Consider the following 17,471-nt stretch of genomic DNA (forward strand, 5'->3'; position numbering starts at 1 on the left):
TTACTTACTATTGTCGGTATATGGGCAGTGGTTCAGCGGGTTTCGGTGAGGACCTTGAGGTTGGCTAGGGCCTTTTGGGCCACTTCTCCGCCCAGTTTCGAACGCCGATAACTGATATTATGTAAAGCTGTACTCTGCGCATTGCATCAGATGAATCAATCGCCCGATCCCCCGGGTCCGCAAGGGAGTTCTCTTACTTCCTTGAGATTCCGCGGATTTTGCGGGCTGGCGGCTTTGAGGTGCCGCCGCCCAGGTACTCCTGACGGCTGCAACTTCCAGCTTCGAAGGCAGCTGATACATGCCTCTGACCTGCGGTTTTGTGCTGATGATGCATTTAATGAATCATTGATTCAGGATTTGAGCACAAACTTCGACGGGACTGTGGGGCGAAAATGGCGGTCGACGCGTCCGGGCGTGTGCTGCAGCTGAGCGCTGTTCAGCTGCTGCATCCCGAGGAACAGACGCTTGAGGACATGCTGACCGGGTGGCGCAACCAGCAGCTCTCCAGGAACCTCCAGTTCGACACGATCGACAAGTACATCGAGTGCGTCCGCCGGTTCGTGAACCATGTGAACGAGTTCCCGTGGAACTGGGCACCGGAGCATGTCGAGGAGTATTTCGGTGACCTCCGCTCGATCCACCAGCTGAAGCACTCCACTATCCGCGGTTACCAGTCGACGCTCTGCCGGTTCACGTCCTACGTGTCGAACCCCGACTACGGCTGGGACCGGGTCTGCGAACAGCGCTTCGGCACACACCCGTCCCAGGTCTTCTTTGACTGGAACACCGCCTCCCACACTCAGGAGTACGAAGGACGCGCCTCCAAGCGGCCCTTCACCAAGACGGAACTGCAGATGCTGTTCGATCATGCGGACGACCAGGTCGAACTCATCGCCGCCTCAGGGAAGAAAGGCTGGCAGGCGGCCTACCGGGACGCCGTCATGCTGAAAGTCGCCTACTCGTACGGGCTCAGATTCAACGAACTCAGGCACCTGCAAATCATCGACTTTGCGACCAACCCCCAAGCGCGAAGGTTCGGCAAGGCAGGCGTCTGCAAGGTCCGGTTCGGCAAATCCCGCAAGGGCTCCCCCCACAAACCCCGCAGCGTCCTGACGGTCTTCGACTGGACCGCCGGCGTCATCGAGGACTGGCTCGCCAACGGACGGGGCACGCTCGACACCCTGGACCTGTTCCCCAGCGAACGCGGCGGCCTGATCTGTGAATCCACCCTGCTGCGCCGGCTCCGGCGCTACCTGGCCGAGCTGGGCCTGCCGCTGGATGGCCTGGACCTGCATTCGCTCCGGCGCTCCTACGCAACGCACCTGCTGGAGGACGGATGGGATCCTAGATTCGTGCAACATCAGATGGGCCACGAACACGCCTCAACCACCGGGATCTACCAGTTCGTCAGCGACGACTTCCGCAACGCAACCCTCCGGGCGGCGCTGGACCGCACCATGGATGAAGTCCTGGGCGTGCAGATGCGGGGTCAATGGTGAGACGCGAAGTCGAATACAAGTGGCGGCTCTCCGAGCTCATGGCAGCACGGGGACTGCACAACACCACCGACCTCATCCCCCTGCTGGCCGAGCGCGGCATCACCTTGTCCCGGCCACAGGTCTACCGTCTCGTCAACCAGAAACCCGAACGCGTCGCACTGCAGGTCATCGCCGCGATCTGCGACATCTTCTCCTGCGGACCCGAGGACCTCATCACCGTCACAGCCGCCGACGTCCGTGCCCGGAAGACCGGCACCAGCGCCCCCAACGTCGTTGACCTGAACTGCACCGTCAGACCCCGCCGGGCACGCATCATCGACGATGACCACTGACAAACCCGAAGGCCTCAGCCCCCGCAGCACCAGCCGCGGCCGGCCCCGCACCACCGGGACCGCCACCTGCGGACGCTGCGGCCGGACCGCCGGCCGAACACGCGCCACCTGGCCCGAAGGCAAAATCTGCGGCCCCTGCTTCACCACCGCCACCCGCACCCACGGGACCTGCCCGGACTGCGGCCAGCACAGACTTCTACCCGGACCACCGGACAGCAGCGGAGGGCCCCGCTGCGCACCCTGCGCCGGCATCCTCCACGACTTCCACTGCACCCGCTGCAATGCTGAAGGTGAGTTCTACCGACGCGGTATCTGCGCCCGCTGCGCCCTCCGGGAGGACCTCAATGAGCAACTGCTGACAGAATCTTCCGACCCCGAAACAGCCAGCAGAATTGTCGATGTCCTCTGCAAAGCGGACCGGCCCGAAAGCATCATCACGTGGAAGCGCTCCCCCAAAGTCCAAGCCCTCCTCCGCTCTCTATCGAGCGGGGAGACTCCGCTGACGCACGAAGGCTTCGACGCTGCGTCTGAGTCAGCGAACCGGGAAGCCAACCACCTGCGTGCCCTGTTCATCCATCACAGGCTCCTCCCCTACCAAGACCCATATCTGGCCCGGTTCGAGACCTGGATTGACGACAAGCTCCGCGACTTGTCCGATGAGGTCGCCAAACCCGTCGCCCAGTTCGCCACATGGCACCACCTCCGCCGCATCCGGTCCATCACAACACCGGAGAAAAGCGCCCAAGCCCCGGTGCACTCCGCCAAACAAGAGATCTCCGAAACCATCAAGTTCCTGGTCTGGCTCTGGGAAACCCACCAGCGGACCGCATCGAACTGCACCCAGCAAGACATCGAAACCTGGCTCGCCACCGGTCCCACTACCAGGAAAGCCATCCGCACCTTCATCGTCTTCATCAACAACACCGGCACAAACCACCGCGTCGAAATGGGCCGCTACACCGCCAAAACCCGACCAACAATCACCCAGGACCAACGCGTGGCATGGTTGAGGGAACTGCTGACCGGCACCAGCGAATCCCTGCCCTACAGAGTCGCCGGCATCCTGCTCCTTCTCTACGCCCAGCCGCTCGTACGGGTAGCCAAGCTCCGGATCGATGCCGTCGAGACCAGCGAAACCAATGGCAACGTCCGGATCAGCTTCGGCTCACATCCGGTCCCCGTTCCCGAGCCCTTCGCGGAACTGCTTCAAGAACACCTCGCGAGCCGTCCGAACCTCAGAACTGGATCAGACACCCAAAGCCCGTGGCTCTTCCCTGGAACCCGCGCCGGCCAGCCACTTCACCCCAACGGCATCATGGACAGGCTCCGCAGCCTGGGGATCGACCTGCGGGGCGCACGAAACACTGCCCTGGACGAACACCTGTTAGTCTCACCGCCGCCAATGGTCGCCGACGCCCTCGGCTACAGCCACCAGGTCGCCTTTCTGCACGCCGACGCAGCAGGCGACGCCTGGTCCCGCTACGTCAACCTGCGAACCAAACCTTGAGCTTTCACGCCACGAACCTGTGACACTCAGAGTCCGCTAGGCTCACCCCATGACGGCTCATGGCCAATTTCAAGGAGATCGGGCACGCACGCCTGAAGAGGAAAAGCTCCTGAATGCGTTCGCTACCGGCGTCGCCCGCTGGCCCCTGACGCACCCTAAGCTTGATTCCTTTAGGGTGTTCGCAGGCATCAAACCCCTCGTCCTGGTTCTCGACGTCCCAGGTGTCGACGTGTCACCGGGCACGTGCACGCTTCAAATTGCGTACTGGCACGACGGACCCAATGGTCGCATGTTGGAAGGTGAATGGGGCGATAACCACCTCCTGGACAACCATGATTACAACGCAGACGGCCTCACAATTATCGGCTTAGAGGAGGCGCCGGATACCTACGGCCAGTTCGCTGCCAACTGGATGGAACGCCAGCTTGAACGCCCCGTGGAGCGACTTGATTGGTTACAAGCGGGACAGGTTAGGGAGTCAACATGGCGCCTGGCAGACTCCGGAAAATCAATCGCCCGAAGAGGCACGTCACTACGCCTTCCCTCCAAACCACCCGATCGCAAGTTGAACATTCGATAGAGAACTTGGTGTTCAACGGCAACTGCCTCATAGTGCCTGCGACCGTTTCTCCCATCGTTCCAAAGGCACTTCCGACGACCGTGGCGACAGGCCAGCACGAAAACGATTCTAAGGAGACAGAGTGAATTTCTGGGACATGACTTACTTCACCGAGACGGCAAGTGTCCCCGAAGTATTCCTTGCCGTTCTCAGTGCCGCCCTGCTCGTCTTCTGGGGTCTGGTGACTTGGTTTTATCGCAGGAAAGGGGAAAGCCCGCTGAGAAAAGATGCGCCCAAGCTTGCCCTTTACGCCGCAAAGGTCTTTCCCTGGATGCTGGGGATGATTTGCCTTCTCTGCACTGTGTGGGCTTTCACGCCAGGGAATCTATGGTAGAGGCTCATCGCGGTCCCCGCCCTCTACGCTTCATCTTTCGTCTGGCGCATCTATCCTGCCGTCAGCGTTGCCCAAGAATACGCCCACGTGTAATCCGCAGGGATGCCAGTAGCACGAAAGTGGACAAAAAGAGGCCCTCAATACCCATAGGAGGAAGACCGGCAGTCGCGTGAAAACCGCTAAGTCTGTCAGCAAAGTCGAAATACTGTTTGGCTCGGGGGCGCAGCGGTAAGAGGCGGAGTTTACCACGTGTTGGCCTTGGGGCGGGCGGACGGATCCTCGATGTGGGTTGTCTGGCTGAGAGTTTCCCGTGCAGGTGGTCTGACGAAGCCGACGACCGTGGCGGGCAACCTGGTGCTCTATCCCAAAATCAACACCCTGGTCATCAACCGGGACCTGCGGGAGGGGCTGAGCGATAACGAACGCCGCGTCCTTGAGCAGGCGGCGGACGGCACCCGGGCATGGGCCACCGCATCAATGCCCGCAACTGCAGCAGAGGCCGCCGCCTACTGTCAAAGCGGAGGGACCATCTTTACGGCGCCGGAACAGGGCATCGCCGAATTCAAAACTGCGGTAGCACCAACGATTGCCAGGCTGGAAAAGGACCCCGGGACCAAAGCCCTCATCGCCAAGATCCGCTCCCTGGCCGCATCCACGCCCGCCCCAGCCCCGCTGGCCCCCTGCAGCCCCAGCGGATAGCCACCGGCAAAGGCCCCGGCCACTGTCTCCTCAAGGCAACGGCAGGAAGGCTGCGAAAGAAACGGATGCCGTGCCGCTTACTGCGAGTCCTGCCCAGCCTCAGCCGGAGTCCATCCCAGGGTGGGACCCAATTTACCGGCGATGTCGGTAAGAATCTGGACGTAGTCCTCCTGGTCGAAACTGAAGGGCAGTGCGAACGCCACTTCGTCGACTTCCCGGAATCCTGCGTGCGCGTACAGCTGCTCGGCGATTTCATCGCTGGTGCCGATAAGATCCGGGGCGAACAGCATGCCCTTCGGCCCCTGCCGCGTTCGTGTGCGCGGAGTGCGTTCATCGACGTACTGCTGGTACTTCTCCCGCTGACGCGGCGATGCCGAATCGGTAGGGATCACCACCAGGCCCTGAGAAACCCGGGCCTGCCCATGCACTTGTGCTGACGTTGCGGCGGCCTCACGGAAGGCACGAATCTGCGATTGCTGCACAAGGGCAAAGTCCTGTTCCTGATCCGTCTCGGGGAAGACCACACTGCTGGAGAGCAGGTTAAAGCCGTTTGCACCGGCCCATGCGGCCGACTTCCTGCTGCCGGCCCCATACCAAAGGCGATCACGCAGCCCGGGAGAGTGCGGCTCGATGCGGTTTGAGAATTCCTCGACCACACCTTGCCTGCCGGAAAAGTCCCGCACCGGTTCCCCTGCGATGAGACGGGCAAGCCGATCCACACGGGCATAGCTGAAGTCCTCCAGCTCCGAGGAATCCGGGTACAGCTCGTACTTCACTGTGTCGTAGTGCATCGGTTCCCCCACGCTCAGCCCCGGATTGATTCGTCCCCCGGCAAGCAGATCCACGGTGGCCAGGTCCTCGGCCAGGCGCAACGGGTTTTCCCAGCCCAGCGGGGTCACAGCGGTTCCAAGCTCGATCCGGGAAGTGCGTTGGCTGGCAGCGGCCATCACCGCGACGGGGGAGGAGATCCCGAACTGCAGATGGCGGTGGCGCAGCCAGGCGCTGTCGAATCCAAGCCGCTCACCAAACTCGATGATCTGCAAAGTGGATTGGTGCCCCGAGGCGGGATCCGCCGGATCGAACAGGCCAATAGTGAGGAATCCAAGCTTGCTTAAGGGACGTGAAGGGTCAGGCATGGGCTTCCTTCCGGATCGGGTACGGCTGATCCTCAGAATATGCGCCCCGGACGTGACGGTTCTTCGGACAATGGCGGGAAGTTTCCCTGTGTGTCATTGGTGAAGACACTACCTACGCTGGTGCAGCAGTGCCCGTCCCAAGCGTGCCGCGGCTTGTGCCCGTTTCGATTTATCCACATCCCCGGGCCCAGGGTCTTTGTGGAGGTGTTGATGTGGAGGACATGATCGGAGTTGTTAATTCCTCCACGCACTCCTGCTCGCCGGCAAACCGCAGCCCGCGGTAGGGGTTGTCGGCCAGGACCACGAAACCGTAGTGCTCGGCCAGCCGTACGAGCTCCCTGCGTGCTTCGCCCGGGAGTGTGCCTTGGGACGGATTGTGGAAGTCCGGCACGGTATACAGGGCGGATGGCCGGGCACCGGCGCGGAGCTGGTCGGAGAGATGGTCGATGTCGAGCCCGTGCGCGCCCACAAACACAGGCAAGGTGCGTGCGTCCGATAACTGCAGCCCCCGCAGGAAGAGCGGAAAGATCGGGTGCCTTGTCTCGTAGCTAATCATGACTATCGAATCCAAGGGTGAAGTTGCGATATGGAGTTGCAAGAATGGCTGGGTCCCGGAATCCGCCGCTATGCATGCGGAGCACATCCACTCGGTGAGCGGTCGAGGTCTCCAGCGCAAGGACCGGTCAGGCCGCTGACGGACATCAGTCCCACCCTAACTTGCGTAGCGCCCGGTGAGCTTCTATGTCACCGGGCGCCGTGTCGGGTGGTTTTACGCTGTCTGGGACTGGACGCCTTCGTGTACGAGGGTGGAGATTTCGCGTTTGAGTGTATTGAATTCAACGGAGGTCACGTCACGTTCCTCGCCGAGGTTGATGTCGATGATGGAGCGGATGTGTCCGGGCATACCGTGGGAGGCGCCACCGGCCATGACGATGACGCGGTCGGCCAGGAAGACGGCTTCTTCGATGCTGTGGGTTATGAAGACGACGGTGGTTCCGACCTGGCGGTGGATGCGGGAGAGTTCGGTTTGTAGTTGCGAGCGAGTCAGTGCGTCCAGTGCGCCGAAGGGCTCGTCCATGAGCAGGACCGAGGGTTGGTTGGCGAGGACCCGGGCGATGGCGACACGCTGTTGCATGCCTCCGGATAGTTGGTGGGGGAACTTGTCAGCGAACCGGCTCAGCCCGACGACGTCGATGAACTTGGCTGCCCGTTGTTTGACCACCTGCGCTGGATGGCGCTGTTGTTTTGGTCCGTAGGCGACGTTCTCGCTGACGGTCAGCCACGGAAACAGGCCGTAGTCCTGGAAGACCACTCCGCGGTCGGGCCCTGGGCCGTTTACGGGTTTGTTTTCGAGCAGAATCTGCCCTTCGGTGGGTTGCTCGAAGCCGGCAAGCATGCGCAGCAGGGTGCTTTTGCCGCATCCGCTGGCCCCGACGATGGCTACGAATTCTCCGGAAGTGATTTGCAGGTCGACATTGCGCATGGCGAAGATTCCTTCGCCGTATCGTTTGCCGAGTTCGGTGATCGATATGGTACCGGCCGGCGACGGTTCGGGGTGTGGTCTCATGTGTTTTCCTTTATGGTTCTGTGGGCCTGCAATGGTGGTCAGAGGATGGGCCGGCGGCCGGCGGTGAGTTTGACCAGACCGACGAGCAGCCTGTCGGTGAGGAATCCGATGAGTCCGATGATTACCATGCCGGCGACAACCAGGTCGGTTTTGGACACTTCCTGGGCCTCGTTGATCATGGCGCCCAGACCGATGCGGATGCCGGTGGTTTCACCCACGACCAAGATCACCCAGGACAAGCCCAAGGCAATGCGCAGGCCGCCGATGATGCCCGGTGCTGCAGCCGGTATAACAATCTTGTAGAGCGCCTGGCTGCGGGGTGTGCCGAGCATGGCCGAGGCTTCAAGGAGCCGGTTGGGGACCTGGTAGACGGCGGTAATGGTGTTGAGCAGGACAGGGAAGAACGCAGCCAGAAAGACAAGGAATATCGTGGCCCGGTCGCCGATGCCGATGATGATCAGGGCCAGCGGAACCCAGGCCGTGACCGGGATGGGCCGGATGAGGTTGATGACCGGGTCGAGCAGGGAAGAGAGCAGTCGGGATCGTCCCATCAGCACGCCGAGTGGGATGGCGATCGCGGTGGCGAGGGTGAAGCCGGAGATCACGCGGACGCCGCTGGCCCACGTATGTTTGGCCAGTTGGCCGGAGAAGGGGTCATTGATCAATCCGCCGAAGGCGATGTCGGCCAGTCTGCGGGCAACAGCCAGAGGAGCCGGGACCTGGGACATGCGGATGTCGAAGGGCAGGGTCCAGCCGTTGCGCACACCCAGGTCCCAGAGCAGGACCAGCAGCAGCGGTACCGGCAGGCCCAGGAGCAGCTGGCGTGCCCATGCCGGGGCCCGTCGGCTGCTCTTCGACGCCGGTCCTGGCGCCGGTGCCGCTACCGGAAGCAAGGTGGAATCGGTTGCCGGTTGCGCGGTGTGGGGAAGTGTTTGGGTGTCGGTTCCTGCGGTGATCATGAGACCTGCTCCTCCGTAGCTTCGATGAAGGTGGTGTCGAAGATCTTGGTGTCGTCGGGCAGTTTTTCCAGCGTTCCAAGTTCGAGCATGCGGTCGGCCAGTTCGCTGACCTGCGTTTGGTAGTCCTGGCCGAGGGCGCTGCGCAACCAGATGTTGTTCAGGGCTTGGGACAGGACGTCATCGTCGAAGCTGAAGTTGGCCTGGATACCTTCGGCCCAGGCTTTCTTGTCGGCCAGCAGATGGTTGGTGGCCCGGATATGCGTATCGACGACGTCCTGGACGAGTTTTGGATTGGAGGAGATGAGCCCGGAGGTGGTGGCCAAGCCGATGTTGACTTTGCCAATGGGTGTTTCGTAGGGGGAGACGATGCTGTGGGCGCCGTTCAGAATGGCGATTGAAGGGCCGACCTCCGCGCTGGAGAACGCGTCGATATCTCCGCGTTCAAGGGCGTCGGGCATGTCCGCGAAGCCAATGTTGACCAATTCGATGTCGCTGTCGGCGTTCATACCCGCCTCGGCCAGGGTCTGGCGCAGCAGGATCTCCTGGGAGGAACCGGGTACGTAGCCAACCTTCTTGCCGCGCAAGCCCTCCGCCCCGGAAATGTCCGCATCTCCGACGATTCCGGTACCCCCGTCTGCGGCCGAAGCGATCAATTTGACGTCTTCGCCCTGTGAGATACCGGCCAGTACGGCGGGAACACCCAGGACACCGAATTCCACGTCGCCGTTGACCACAGCGTTCTTGATCGCTGTGGAGTCGGTCATGGGTACAACCTCGATGGTGACCCCTTCCGGGGCGAAGTCCTGATACACGTAGGGGGCGAACAGGTGTGGCTGGCGCAGGGTGGCGATCTGGATGACCTCGCCGCCGTCGTCAGCCTGTGCTGAGGGTTCGCCGGTGCAGCCGGTCAGGGCGAGAGCCGCAGCGATAGAGGTAACGGCCAGGGCAAGGGGGAGATGGGAAGTGCGCATGATGCCTTTCGACGTGAAACGGTGTCAGTTGTTGATGAGGGCCGGCGAGGTGAAGGAACGCCACCCGCCGAATTCTGTGATGTCTGTAGCTTCCGTTGCGACCGCGCTGTCGGTCAGGAAGCCGCATACATATGTGCCGTCCGCCGTGCGAATCTGGCCCAAGGATTGGGGCTGCGAGACCGAAGCCAGGAGCAGCCCCAGCGCGTGGGGAGTCAGGCGCCACAGTTCGCCGTCGAGGGCGGCACCGTCCTGCGACGGGACCAGCGCGACTTTCGTGACGGCCGTGGTGGATGGCAGGGCCAACAGCCGGTAGTCCGGGGCGGTGGTGATATCCCGGATGAAGCGGGCCCCCAGGGCCTCCAGCTGCGGGTTGAGTGGTTCGCCGCGCATGTGGGCGCCGAAGACCGCGAGCTCCAGCTCCGGGACGAGGGAGACAGCGGCGACGTCGGTGCCGGTGAAGCGTGCGGCAAGATCCAACAGGGCCTGGTCAGTGAAGGCCGGTCCGATCAGCGACAGCCCAAAATCGGGATCGTCCAGTGAGGGGAAGGCGACGGCGGCCATGTCGAGCACGTTCAAAAACGTGGTGTAGACGCCCAGCCGGCCATTCACGCCGACAGGGTCGGCCTGGACCTCATCCATTCGGGGGTGGAAGGGTGCGGTGGGCAGCAGCAGGGCATCGTTGCCGGACAGCTGGTTCCTCGCACGCCGCCGGTACCCGGTCGCCTTCTGCTGGTCCCGGGCCAGGTCTGAAGCGCTGTGTTCGCCCGCACGGGAGATGATTCCCGACACTGTCGGATCCAGATCAGCCGCACCCTGGTCAATGAAAGCACCGACAGCGGCATGTCGTTCGGCAACCAGGGCGCCGGAGTACAGTAGCTGGCCGGCCGCAAGAAGTTCGCTGATATCAACGACAACTGTCTGCCAGCCCAAACCTCGGGCACGGGAAACGGCTCTGTCGTAAGCCTTGCGCCAATCCTCGGTCAGGTCCGTCAGCGTTGCAGGGTCTGCCACCGCGACGGTCGGCGCCGCCTTTGCCGCGAGCAGGTAATCGGCCGGGAGCGCAAGGTTGGTTCGGCGGCCTGCGTCGGCCATGACTGCGGTAACAGCGCCGGTGGTCTGCAGGTCCTGCGCGAAGACGTTGATGCAGTCGTAGGACGGGCAGGCCGGCACCACCCCGGAAGTTGGGACGTACCCGATGGTGGGCTTGATGCTGTATATCCGGTTGAAGGCTGCAGGGATGCGTCCGGAGCCTGCAGTGTCCGTACCCAGAGCCGCGTCCACCATTCCAAGGGCAACTGCCACAGCTGAACCCGAACTGGAGCCGCCGGAGACCTTCTCTGGTTCGTGCGCGTTCCGGACCGGGCCGTGGGGGCTGCGGGTTCCAACCAGGCCGGTGGCGAACTGGTCAAGGTTCGTCTTGCCGAGAACGAGAGCACCTGCCGCGGTCAGGCGCTGCACAGCCTCCGCGCTGGTTTTTGGCTGGTACGCGAAACTGGGGCAGGCTGCCGTGGTGGGCAGGCCTTCAACGTCGATGTTGTCCTTGACCGCGACCAGGATTCCGTAAAGGACGGGCTTATCACGGTCGGCAAAGCGCATCTGCAGCGCCTCGGCCTCGGCCAGCACCTCGGATTCGGGCCGCAGGTGAATCCATACCTCGGGCCGGTCCGCGGAGCGGATGTTGCGGTAGGCCTGACGGACGCGGTCCACGGGCGCGGCGGAGCGCACGGGCAGGGACTGATTCACGGGGTGTCCTCTCGAGAGCTGTTGATTTGGGCAAAATTGGCGAAAGCCTTTGCGGCCCGATCCATGACGACTTCCTGCGAGGCGCCAATATGGGCATGCAGTGCCTCATAGGCTCGTGATAGGTGGTCTTGGAGCAGCAGCTCCAAAATGGCCTTGTGCTCGGTAATGGTGGCAGCAATGCGGTCTGCCGTCAGGTAGTCATACATGCGGACCGATCGGATCTTGTCACTGACAGTCACCAGGGCCGCTGTCAGGGCCGGGTTTCCGGAGGACGCCAGCAACGTGACGTGGAATTCTTCGTCCTCGCTGACGAACCGGGGTGAGGGGGCGGGCGGATCCTCTAGGTAGCAGGACCAGCGCTTCAGGGCTGCCTCCAGTGTGGGCCGGTCGTGGCGGATGGAGGGGTCTTCGACCGCCCGGCTGATACCACGCAGTTCCAGCGTCACCCGCAGCTCGTAGAGTCCCGCTAGCTCCTCGAAGGACGGCAAGGTCAGATAGATCCCGCCGTTCCGCCGCTCCAGAAGGCCTTCGGAAACCAGCCGGGTAAGTGCCTCCCGGACTGGGGTCCGGGAGACGCGGAAGCGGGCCGCCAGCGGTTCCTCAGCCAGCCGGTCCCAACCGGAAATCCGACCCGACCGAAGCTCGGTCCGCAAGCGCTCGTAAACTTCCGCTCCGGAGCGGCGCCCCTTAACTGCCTGCTCCTGATTCGAACTCGTATCCAGTTGTGTATACAAGGCTGCATCCATGGCCCCCACGCTAGGGGCATGATGTTTCGCGGAACTGCGCCGAGTGTTAAAGAAATAGGTCTGGCACATTTCGGAATTGTGTCTTCCGCTTACGGACGTCCCGGTGACCTAGTTCGGACTGAACAGGGCCTTCGCGCCAATGGTCGGACGCTGAAGCTGCGCGGTGCCTGCATCCACCACGACGACGGCATTCTCGGGGCCGCTACCTTTGGCCGGGCAGAAGGGTGCCGCGTCCAGCTACTCAAGGAAGCCGGCTCCGATGCAATCCGAGGCGCGCACAACCCCATTAGCCAGGCATGCTGGATGCCGGTGACCGTCACGGCATGCTCGTCATGGATGAAACCTTCGACATGTGGACAGAAGGCAAAACTGCTCACGACTACTCCTTCTGATTTCCCGAATGGGTGAGAGCGCGACCTCCAGGCGTTCGTGGCCCTGGCCGAGGGCTCTAACCGCCTGGCCCCGGGCTAGCATTACGTTCATGAGTGTCAATGCCAGTTCTGCCGCTCACACCGGTGGAGGCCCGTCGGGCGACACCAAGGGGACGGGCCAACTCATGGCTCTGCTTGATCGTGGCGTTTCGGCGGCTGAACTGGAGACAACGCTATCCGCCTGGCTGGACGCAGGAGTTGTTGATCAGCCCACTGCGGCGGCTGCACGCCGGTTGAACGCACGGTTGTGGGAGGCGAGCCGACGGGAGGGCCTGCTGCGCGTCCTTTACGATACGGCCACCGACTTGACCGGCATACGCGACGTCGAGGCCGTACTCAAGGCCATCGTTCGGCGCACCCGGTCATTGATCGGCAGCGACATCGCCTACTTGAGCCTGAACGACTACGACAGCGGTGAGTCCTATGTCCGCGTCACCGACGGCGCAACGACGGCTCTCTTCCGCAACATCCGGATGCCCCTTGGAGAAGGCGTGCTCGGCGCCGTGGCCACCGGTGAGGCACCGGCCCAGAGCGCCGACTATCTGTTGGACGAGTCAAAATCCCACTTGGAGTCCAGCGACACTGCCGTGGCAGCTGAGGGCGTCCGGGCAATCATGGGTGTTCCCCTCCGCGCAGCGGGGAAAGTAATTGGCGCTCTACTGGTCGCCGACAGGCATGCGCACGAGTTCAGCAGTGACGACGTGGCCCTCATGGAATCTATTGGCACTCATGCAGCCGTCGCGCTGGAGAACGCCCGCTATTTCAGCGAAATGGCGGGTGCCCTTAGCCGGCTGGACCAGGCCCAGCGGCAGAATCTAGCCCACGTACAGGCCCTGGAGGAGCTTTCAAGCCTGGACCGGCGACTTATGGAAACCTTGGCCTCAACCGGCAGCCTTCCCCACCTGCTCAACTTGCTGGCCGAGTCCCTGGACGCCCCTGTTGTCCTGGTTTCTCCCATGGGCGAGCCGCTGGCGGGGATTGTGCCGGACGGCGACTTCGGAACCCTGCCGGCCCTGACGGCGGCCGAGGAGTCCGCAGCAAAGAGCTCGGCCGTCCAGTTTGAGGTCAAGAACAAGAAGTACACGGTTATGTCCGCCGTGGCGGGCGACCAGCATCTCGCCTCCCTCATCGTCGCCGAGCAACTGAGCCCCGCCCGGCTCGCGGTCCTGGAACGCAGCGCCCTGGTGCTCAGCGTGTCGCTGCTGTTTGAACGCACATTCCAGGACGCCCAATATCGGCTCCAGCTCGAACTCATCGATGACCTGCTCAGCCCACGTTCTGAACACGTGGCGGCGCTCACCCGCAGGGCAGGACAATTCGGATTGGCAAACCACCTTCAGCTCGTGGTGCGCGTCGTGGGGGTCAGCGAAGACCAGCGCCAACGTGCGCTCTCCGTGCTAAGGCATCAACGCGAGGGGACCCCCGGAATCATCGCCCTGCACGAATCACACCTGTGCATCATAGAACCCCTCGAACGACGTGACAGCCGTGCGGATGAAGGCCGGGCAACGGACACCGGCCAGTCCATCGTTGACGAGCTGAAACGGCGACGCATCACGGCCAGCGTCGGAACATCAGAACCAGTATCCGGCTTTGCCGGACTGTCCGCTGCCCATACCGAAGCCCACACCGTCCTCCGCGCACTGCATGCCCTGTCGCGCGACGGGGAGGCGGCGGACCGGGCCGCCCTGGGTACGGCAGGGATGCTGCTTGGAGCGATGGACAGCCCCTTTACCGGAAAGCTGTTGACCGCACAGCTGGGTCCACTCATGAGCTACGACGAACGTCGGGGAACACAGCTGGTCCTCACAGCCTGGACGTTCCAGGAATACGGTGGCGCCATGCAGGAAGCAGCCGACTCCCTCCATATCCACCCCAATACCTTGAGGCAACGGCTGGACCGGATAGACGCCCTGATCGGTTCCACATGGCGTAGGGGAAGCCGGTCCCTTGACGTCTTCGTGGCGCTGCGCCTGTGGCGGATCAAGACAGCCGGCATAAGTCCGTACGGTTCCTAACCCCAAAGCCTGCCCGCAGCACATGGCGCTGGAACACACACGCAAGGGATTTGTGTGGCTTCAAGCTACATGGTGGCGATCACGTGGCTCTGGAATGCTGAGATCTGCGGCACCTTTCGGGCAGCCGCCCATCCCATCTCTAGGAGTTATTCACAATGTCGTGTGCGCATGCAGCGGGTATCCGTCCCGCAACTTTCGGCGTCCTCCGCCTGCCGCGGAGCATCGTCGTCGGCGCCCAGCAGCGCTTCGCCGTCGCCAATATCGCAGCCGAATTCGGGACCAACGTCCTCGTCTGCACCGATCCGCGGCTGGCCGTCTCAGAGGAACTTCAGGCCCTGGTCCGCAGCCTTGAGGACAGGAACCTGACCATACGGGTTTACGGGGACACCCAGGCCGAGCTTCCGACGCCGGGCATCCTGGCCTGCGTCGAGGAGCTCAAGGGCCAGGAGATCGACGTCATTATCGGTTTCGGCGGCGGCAGCTGCATGGACATGGCGAAGGTCGTCTCCGTGCTGCTCACGCACGGCGGCAAGCCCAGCGACTACTACGGCGAATTCGCCGTTCCCGGCCCCACCAAGCCGGTCATCGCATTGCCCACCACCGCCGGTACGGGTTCCGAAGCGACCGCTATCGCCGTCGTCTCCGATCCTGACCTCGGCATGAAGATGGGCATCTCCAGCCCGCACATCATCCCGTTCGCTTCGGTGTGCGATCCCGAGCTGACCTACTCGTGCCCGCCGTCCCTGACGGCCGCAACCGGCGCGGACACCTTCGTGCACCTGGTCGAGTCCTTCACCGCCATCACCCGGGAACCCACCCCCACCCTGGCCACCGAACGGGTCTTCGTCGGCAAGAACATCCTGACCGACTCGATTGCCCTGAACGGCATCGGACTCGTGGGCCGCAGCCTGGTCACCGCCTACAAGGACCCGGAAAACACCGAGGCCCGTGCCGGGATGATGCTCGCGGCACTCTACGGCGGCGTGGTCCTGAGCAACGCCGGCACCGCCGCGGCACACGCCATCCAGTACCCGGTAGGCGCCCTCACCCACACCCCCCACGGTGTGGGCGTCGGCCTCCTGCTGCCCTACGTCGTCCGCCACAACTTCGAAGCGATCCAGCCGCAGCTGGCGCAGATCGCCGAAGCCCTGGGACGCGATATCCGCGGCCTGGACCAGCGCGCCGCCGCCGTCGCAGGCGTTGATGCAATCGACGAGGTCATCGCCGCCATCGAGCTGCCCCCGACGCTGAAGGACCTCGGCGTGCAGGAAAGCGACCTCGCCCAGATCGCCAAGCTCTCGCTGAACTCCAAGCGCCTCATCGACAACAACCCCGTGCCGCTCGACCTCGACGCCGTCACCTCCATCGTCCAGGCCGCCTACACCGGCGACCGCACCATCCGCTGATCAGCACTAAGGACTCCTGATGACACTTCTTTCAACTTCTGAACCGCTCGACGTCGACGGGCTGACGGTGCCCCGCCAGCTGCTGATCGCCGGGAACTGGCAGGACGCCAGTGACGGAGACACCGTTGAGGTGATCAACCCCTCCGACGCTTCCGCCATCACCGCCATCGCCGACGCCGACGTCGAGGACGGCCTCGCCGCCGTCGACGCCGCGGCAGCAGCGTTCCCGGAATGGGCCGCGACGCCGCCGCGCCGCCGCGCCGAAATCCTCCGCCGCTGCTTCGAACTGATGACCGAACGCAGCGAGCAGATCGCCCACCTCATCTCCCTCGAAAACGGCAAGGCCCTCAGCGACGCCCGGGGAGAAGTGGCGTACGCCGCCGAGTTCTTCCGCTGGTACGCCGAGGAAGCGGTCCGGATCATCGGCGATGTGTCCGTCTCGCCGTCGGGCTCCAACCGGATCCTGGTCCAGCACATGCCGGTCGGCGTCTGCGTGCTGATCACCCCCTGGAACTTCCCGGCGGCCATGGCCACCCGGAAGCTGGCGCCGGCGCTGGCCGCCGGCTGCACCGCCGTGCTGAAGCCCGCCACGCTCACGCCGCTGACCACCCTGGCGATCGCCCAGTTGATGATCGACGCGGGAACCCCGGCCGGCGTGGTCAACGTCATCACCACGAGCAAAACAAGCGACGTGATGACGCCGATCCTTGCGGACCCGCGGGTTCGCAAGCTCTCCTTCACCGGTTCTACGAGCGTCGGACGCCACCTGCTCCGCCAGGCCGCCGACAACGTGCTCAAGTGCTCCATGGAACTCGGCGGCAACGCTCCGTTCCTGGTTTTCGACGACGCTGACCTCGATCTGGCCCTGGACGGGGCCATGATCGCCAAAATGCGCAACGGTGGCCAGGCCTGCACCGCCGCCAACCGCATCTACGTCCAGCACGGTATCCACGACGAGTTCGCCCACCGGCTGGCCGAACGCATGGGCGCAATGCGGGTAGGTCCGGGCACCGACCCTGACACCGAGGTCGGTCCGCTCGTGGACGAAGCCAGTGTCCGCAAAGTCGACACGCTGGTCCGGGACGCGGTCAGCCAGGGAGCCAGGCTCCTCGCCGGCGGCAAGGCCATCGACGGCACCGGATATTACTACCCGCCCACTGTCGTAACCCACGTCCCGCTGCAGGCCCGTATGGTCAGTGAGGAAATCTTCGGGCCGGTGGCCTCGGTCATCCCCTTCGACACCGAAGACGAAGTCATCGCCGCCGCCAACGACTCCGAGTACGGCCTCGCAGCCTACGTGTTCACGGAGGACCTTCGCCGCGGGCTCAGGGTCTCCGAACGCATCGACAGCGGCATGGTGGCCCTCAACCGGGGACTTGTTTCCGACCCCGCAGCACCCTTCGGCGGCGTCAAGCAGAGCGGCCTCGGCCGCGAAGGTGCCCATCAGGGCCTGCTGGACTTCACCGAAACCAAATACATCGCAGTCGACTGGTAGCCCGCAGCT

16 protein-coding genes are annotated in these 17,471 nt (G+C 63.3%); 9 read left to right on the plus strand and 7 right to left on the minus strand.

Features of this window, described 5'->3' with window-relative positions; genetic code table 11:
• Positions 1–392 precede the first annotated feature (392 nt).
• The 6 genes from M1E07_RS02160 (at position 393) to M1E07_RS02185 (ending at position 4,990) form a co-directional block, all read left to right on the plus strand.
• Positions 393–1,499 carry a tyrosine-type recombinase/integrase gene (locus M1E07_RS02160; protein ID WP_461188662.1) on the plus strand — a complete coding sequence of 369 codons (1,107 nt, stop codon included), beginning with the start codon at positions 393–395 and terminating at the stop codon, positions 1,497–1,499.
• Complete coding sequence (locus tag M1E07_RS02165) at positions 1,493–1,831, plus strand: helix-turn-helix domain-containing protein (RefSeq protein WP_461188663.1); 339 nt, start codon at positions 1,493–1,495, stop codon at positions 1,829–1,831. The genes M1E07_RS02160 and M1E07_RS02165 overlap by 7 nt, the downstream gene beginning before the upstream one ends.
• A complete protein-coding gene (locus M1E07_RS02170; protein WP_461188664.1) occupies positions 1,821–3,338 on the plus strand; it encodes a recombinase XerD in 1,518 nt (505 codons plus the stop codon). The genes M1E07_RS02165 and M1E07_RS02170 overlap by 11 nt, the downstream gene beginning before the upstream one ends.
• Before the next feature lie 49 nt (positions 3,339–3,387).
• Complete coding sequence (locus M1E07_RS02175; protein WP_461188665.1) at positions 3,388–3,918, plus strand: hypothetical protein; 531 nt, start codon at positions 3,388–3,390, stop codon at positions 3,916–3,918.
• Positions 3,919–4,039: 121 nt separating this feature from the next.
• A complete protein-coding gene (locus tag M1E07_RS02180) occupies positions 4,040–4,291 on the plus strand; it encodes a hypothetical protein (RefSeq protein ID WP_461188666.1) in 252 nt (83 codons plus the stop codon).
• A gap of 339 nt (positions 4,292–4,630) precedes the next feature.
• Complete coding sequence (locus M1E07_RS02185) at positions 4,631–4,990, plus strand: hypothetical protein (protein ID WP_461188667.1); 360 nt, start codon at positions 4,631–4,633, stop codon at positions 4,988–4,990.
• A gap of 77 nt (positions 4,991–5,067) precedes the next feature.
• On the opposite strand, the gene M1E07_RS02190 is transcribed toward M1E07_RS02185, so the two are convergent.
• From M1E07_RS02190 to M1E07_RS02220, 7 genes are all read right to left on the minus strand, one after another.
• Positions 5,068–6,126, minus strand: coding sequence for an LLM class flavin-dependent oxidoreductase (locus tag M1E07_RS02190; protein ID WP_461188668.1), 1,059 nt, complete (start codon positions 6,124–6,126; stop codon positions 5,068–5,070).
• Between the two features lie 169 nt (positions 6,127–6,295).
• A complete protein-coding gene (locus tag M1E07_RS02195; RefSeq protein WP_461188669.1) occupies positions 6,296–6,682 on the minus strand; it encodes a hypothetical protein in 387 nt (128 codons plus the stop codon).
• Positions 6,683–6,895: 213 nt separating this feature from the next.
• Complete coding sequence (locus M1E07_RS02200) at positions 6,896–7,693, minus strand: ABC transporter ATP-binding protein (RefSeq protein ID WP_461188670.1); 798 nt, start codon at positions 7,691–7,693, stop codon at positions 6,896–6,898.
• 38 nt (positions 7,694–7,731) lie between these two features.
• Entirely contained in the window at positions 7,732–8,652 is a 921-nt protein-coding gene (locus M1E07_RS02205) for an ABC transporter permease (protein WP_461188671.1), read from the minus strand.
• Positions 8,649–9,623, minus strand: coding sequence for an ABC transporter substrate-binding protein (locus tag M1E07_RS02210; RefSeq protein WP_461188672.1), 975 nt, complete (start codon positions 9,621–9,623; stop codon positions 8,649–8,651). Before M1E07_RS02210 ends, M1E07_RS02205 begins: the two co-directional genes overlap by 4 nt.
• Positions 9,624–9,647: 24 nt before the next feature.
• A complete protein-coding gene (atzF, locus tag M1E07_RS02215) occupies positions 9,648–11,366 on the minus strand; it encodes an allophanate hydrolase (RefSeq protein WP_461188673.1) in 1,719 nt (572 codons plus the stop codon).
• Positions 11,363–12,112, minus strand: coding sequence for a GntR family transcriptional regulator (locus M1E07_RS02220; protein WP_461188674.1), 750 nt, complete (start codon positions 12,110–12,112; stop codon positions 11,363–11,365). The genes atzF and M1E07_RS02220 overlap by 4 nt, the downstream gene beginning before the upstream one ends.
• Before the next feature lie 481 nt (positions 12,113–12,593).
• Here M1E07_RS02220 and M1E07_RS02225 point away from each other — a divergent pair, with 481 nt between their 5' ends.
• The 3 genes from M1E07_RS02225 (at position 12,594) to M1E07_RS02235 (ending at position 17,462) form a co-directional block, all read left to right on the plus strand.
• A complete protein-coding gene (locus M1E07_RS02225; RefSeq protein ID WP_461188675.1) occupies positions 12,594–14,561 on the plus strand; it encodes a helix-turn-helix domain-containing protein in 1,968 nt (655 codons plus the stop codon).
• A 155-nt stretch (positions 14,562–14,716) separates the two neighbouring features.
• Positions 14,717–15,967, plus strand: a complete 1,251-nt coding sequence (locus M1E07_RS02230; RefSeq protein ID WP_461188676.1) for an iron-containing alcohol dehydrogenase — start codon at positions 14,717–14,719, stop codon at positions 15,965–15,967.
• A 19-nt stretch (positions 15,968–15,986) separates the two neighbouring features.
• Positions 15,987–17,462, plus strand: a complete 1,476-nt coding sequence (locus M1E07_RS02235; protein ID WP_461188677.1) for an NAD-dependent succinate-semialdehyde dehydrogenase — start codon at positions 15,987–15,989, stop codon at positions 17,460–17,462.
• Positions 17,463–17,471 lie beyond the last annotated feature (9 nt).

Source organism: Arthrobacter sp. Z4-13, assembly GCF_054792705.1.

Excerpts from the sequence above, each read along its gene's own strand:
- M1E07_RS02230 (WP_461188676.1), top strand. The coding sequence starts at position 14,717 with ATGTCGTGTGCGCATGCAGCGGGTATCCGTCCCGCAACTTTCGGCGTC.
- M1E07_RS02205 (WP_461188671.1), bottom strand. The coding sequence starts at position 8,652 with ATGATCACCGCAGGAACCGACACCCAAACACTTCCCCACACCGCGCAA.
- M1E07_RS02170 (WP_461188664.1), top strand. The coding sequence starts at position 1,821 with ATGACCACTGACAAACCCGAAGGCCTCAGCCCCCGCAGCACCAGCCGC.
- M1E07_RS02225 (WP_461188675.1), top strand. The coding sequence starts at position 12,594 with ATGAGTGTCAATGCCAGTTCTGCCGCTCACACCGGTGGAGGCCCGTCG.
- M1E07_RS02165 (WP_461188663.1), top strand. The coding sequence starts at position 1,493 with ATGGTGAGACGCGAAGTCGAATACAAGTGGCGGCTCTCCGAGCTCATG.
- M1E07_RS02210 (WP_461188672.1), bottom strand. The coding sequence starts at position 9,623 with ATGCGCACTTCCCATCTCCCCCTTGCCCTGGCCGTTACCTCTATCGCT.
- M1E07_RS02235 (WP_461188677.1), top strand. The coding sequence starts at position 15,987 with ATGACACTTCTTTCAACTTCTGAACCGCTCGACGTCGACGGGCTGACG.
- M1E07_RS02175 (WP_461188665.1), top strand. The coding sequence starts at position 3,388 with ATGACGGCTCATGGCCAATTTCAAGGAGATCGGGCACGCACGCCTGAA.
- M1E07_RS02200 (WP_461188670.1), bottom strand. The coding sequence starts at position 7,693 with ATGAGACCACACCCCGAACCGTCGCCGGCCGGTACCATATCGATCACC.
- M1E07_RS02160 (WP_461188662.1), top strand. The coding sequence starts at position 393 with ATGGCGGTCGACGCGTCCGGGCGTGTGCTGCAGCTGAGCGCTGTTCAG.
- M1E07_RS02190 (WP_461188668.1), bottom strand. The coding sequence starts at position 6,126 with ATGCCTGACCCTTCACGTCCCTTAAGCAAGCTTGGATTCCTCACTATT.
- M1E07_RS02220 (WP_461188674.1), bottom strand. The coding sequence starts at position 12,112 with ATGGATGCAGCCTTGTATACACAACTGGATACGAGTTCGAATCAGGAG.
- M1E07_RS02195 (WP_461188669.1), bottom strand. The coding sequence starts at position 6,682 with ATGATTAGCTACGAGACAAGGCACCCGATCTTTCCGCTCTTCCTGCGG.